The organism is Rhodococcus sp. KBW08, assembly GCF_003852455.1.
Taxonomy (GTDB): Bacteria; Actinomycetota; Actinomycetes; order Mycobacteriales; family Mycobacteriaceae; genus Rhodococcus_F; species Rhodococcus_F baikonurensis.
In genome coordinates this window covers 1,767-4,997 of sequence record NZ_QAJJ01000020.1, presented here as the reverse complement: position 1 = coordinate 4,997, position 3,231 = coordinate 1,767, and the positions used below count along the sequence as shown (strand labels likewise).

Here is a 3,231-nt window from a genome sequence, read left to right as displayed (position 1 = left end):
TCAAGGTATCTGTGTGTTGTTTCAGATACCGCACAGTGGACGCGTAGCTTCTTTGTGGTAAGTCCTCGGCCTATTAGTACCAGTCACCTGCATGCATTACTGCACTTCCAGTTCTGGCCTATCAACCCGGTGGTCTGCCGGGGGCCTTACCCCCTCGAGGGGGTGAGAAACCTCATCTTGGAACAGGCTTCCCGCTTAGATGCTTTCAGCGGTTATCCCTTCCGAACGTAGCTAACCAGCGGTGCTCCTGGCGGAACAACTGGCACACCAGAGGTTCGTCCGTCCCGGTCCTCTCGTACTAGGGACAGCCTTCCTCAAGTTTCTAACGCGCGCGGCGGATAGAGACCGAACTGTCTCACGACGTTCTAAACCCAGCTCGCGTGCCGCTTTAATGGGCGAACAGCCCAACCCTTGGGACCTACTCCAGCCCCAGGATGCGACGAGCCGACATCGAGGTGCCAAACCATCCCGTCGATATGGACTCTTGGGGAAGATCAGCCTGTTATCCCCGGGGTACCTTTTATCCGTTGAGCGACACCGCTTCCACTTGCCGGTGCCGGATCACTAGTCCCGACTTTCGTCCCTGCTCGACCTGTCAGTCTCACAGTCAAGCTCCCTTGTGCACTTGCACTCGACACCTGATTGCCAACCAGGCTGAGGGAACCTTTGGGCGCCTCCGTTACATTTTGGGAGGCAACCGCCCCAGTTAAACTACCCACCAGGCACTGTCCCTGAACCAGATCATGGTCCGAGGTTAGAGGTCCAATTCGATCAGAGTGGTATTTCAACAACGACTCCACGATAACTGGCGTCACCGTTTCACAGTCTCCCACCTATCCTACACAAACCGAACCGAACACCAATACCAAGCTGTAGTGAAGGTCCCGGGGTCTTTTCGTCCTGCCGCGCGTAACGAGCATCTTTACTCGTAATGCAATTTCGCCGAGTCTACGGTTGAGACAGCTGAGAAGTCGTTACGCCATTCGTGCAGGTCGGAACTTACCCGACAAGGAATTTCGCTACCTTAGGATGGTTATAGTTACCACCGCCGTTTACTGGGGCTTAAATTCTCAGCTTCGCTCCGAAGAACTAACCGGTCCTCTTAACCTTCCAGCACCGGGCAGGCGTCAGTCCGTATACATCGTCTTACGACTTCGCACGGACCTGTGTTTTTAGTAAACAGTCGCTTCTCACTGGTCTCTGCGGCCCCACCCAGCTCAGACAGTACATGTCGTCACCAGACAGGGCCCCCCTTCTCCCGAAGTTACGGGGGCATTTTGCCGAGTTCCTTAACCATAGTTATCTCGATCGCCTTAGTATTCTCTACCTGACCACCTGTGTCGGTTTGGGGTACGGGCCGTGTGAAAGCTCGCTAGAGGCTTTTCTCGGCAGCATAGGATCACTGAATTCGCCTCAATCGGCTACGCATCACGTCTCAGGCTTATATGCGACCCGGATTTGCCTAGGTCACGCCCTACACGCTTACACCAGTATTACCACTGACTGGCTCAGCTACCTTCCTGCGTCACCCCATCGCTTGGCTACTACCAGATCAGGTCCCATGCATCCACCAACTCGAGACCCGAAGGTCTTCTCGTGGCTTCAGGATGGTTAGTATCACTGATTCACCATGGGCGCGTTCACACGGGTACGGGAATATCAACCCGTTGTCCATCGGCTACGCCTGTCGGCCTCGTCTTAGGTCCCGACTCACCCTGGGCGGATTAACCTGGCCCAGGAACCCTTGGTCATTCGGCGGACGAGTTTCTCACTCGTCTTTCGCTACTCATGCCTGCATTCTCACTCGTGTGGCCTCCACGGCTAGGTCACCCTGCCGCTTCCATGGCCACACGACGCTCCCCTACCCATCCACACACCTGCCAGAAAATCCTTGGATCAACTGGGGGCTATTGCGTGAATGCCGCAGCTTCGGTGGTGTACTTGAGCCCCGCTACATTGTCGGCGCAGGATCACTTGACCAGTGAGCTATTACGCACTCTTTCAAGGGTGGCTGCTTCTAAGCCAACCTCCTGGTTGTCTTCGCGACCCCACATCCTTTTCCACTTAGTACACGCTTAGGGACCTTAGCTGGCGATCTGGGCTGTTTCCCTCTCGACTACGAACCTTATCGCCCGCAGTCTCACTGCCGCGCTCTCACTCACCGGCATTCGGAGTTTGGCTGATTTCGGTAAGCTTGTGGGCCCCCTAGACCATCCAGTAGCTCTACCTCCGGTGAGAAACACGCGACGCTGCACCTAAATGCATTTCGGGGAGAACCAGCTATCACGGAGTTTGATTGGCCTTTCACCCCTACCCACAACTCATCCCCTCAGTTTTCAACCTAAGTGGGTTCGGTCCTCCACGACGTCTTACCGTCGCTTCAACCTGGCCATGGGTAGATCACTCCGCTTCGGGTCTAGAGCATGCCACTACGATCGCCCTATTCGGACTCGCTTTCGCTACGGCTACCCCACACGGGTTAACCTCGCGACATGCCACTAACTCGCAGGCTCATTCTTCAAAAGGCACGCCATCACCCCCAGCAGTAAACTGCTCGAAGGCTCTGACGGATTGTAAGCGCACGGTTTCAGGTACTATTTCACTCCCCTCCCGGGGTACTTTTCACCTTTCCCTCACGGTACTAGTCCGCTATCGGTCACCAGGGAGTATTCAGGCTTATCGGGTGGTCCCGACAGATTCACACCAGATTTCACGGGCCCGGTGCTACTTGGGTTTCCATTACAACAGTCACAAAGTTTTCGTGTACGGGATTCTCACCCTCTACGACAGGCCGTTCCAGACCACTTCCACTAACCCTGTGATTTCTTACTGTTGGCCTGCTCGGCAGAACAGACAAAATGAACCCCACAACCCCACGAATGCAACACCTGCCGGCTATCACACACCCATGGTTTAGCCTCTTCCGCTTTCGCTCGCCACTACTCACGGAATCACGGTTGTTTTCTCTTCCTGTGGGTACTGAGATGTTTCACTTCCCCACGTTCCCTCCACACGCCCTATATATTCAGGCGCGGGTAACACGACATCACTCGTGCTGGGTTTCCCCATTCGGACATCCTCGGATCACAGCTCGGTTGACAGCTCCCCGAGGCTTATCGCAGCCTCCTACGTCCTTCATCGGCTCCTGGTGCCAAGGCATCCACCGTACGCTCTTCATTACTTACAACAAAGATGCTCGCGTCCACTGTGCAGTTCTCAAACAACACACAA

General features: G+C 55.1%; 1 rRNA gene. It reads right to left on the bottom strand.

Annotated features, from left to right (window positions below):
- Nucleotides 1–53: 53 nt before the first annotated feature.
- Nucleotides 54–3,187: ribosomal RNA gene (locus DBV08_RS27085) — 23S ribosomal RNA — on the bottom strand.
- Nucleotides 3,188–3,231: the final 44 nt, after the last annotated feature.